A 254-nucleotide genomic window follows, 5' to 3' on the forward strand; every position below is an offset into this window, starting at 1 on the left:
GTTTGGTGCTCAAGCTGCCTATCCTTGCGCGCTTGTCAAAAGGTCTTAATGCGGCACGTTTTGCCAGTACCCTTGCTATTTTAGTGCGCTCAGGTGTGCCGTTGATTGAAGCGTTGCATATTGGTGCGGCGGTGACTACCAATCTGCATATTCAACGCGCTGTTATTTCTGCCGCTGATAGGGTCACTGAAGGTGCAAGCTTATCGAGTCAGTTGGAAAAATCGGCTTATTTTCCCCCGATGATGGTGCAAATG

The 254-nt window shown here is 49.2% G+C and carries 1 protein-coding gene; it reads left to right on the plus strand.

What is annotated here, in order from left to right:
* Positions 1-254 (plus strand): type II secretion system F family protein (locus AAEY79_RS15705; protein WP_352289535.1); only part of this gene is annotated, 254 nt, incomplete at both ends.

This window comes from Psychrobacter sp. GW64-MNA-CIBAN-0177 (assembly GCF_040309585.1).
GTDB lineage: Bacteria > Pseudomonadota > Gammaproteobacteria > Pseudomonadales > Moraxellaceae > Psychrobacter > Psychrobacter okhotskensis.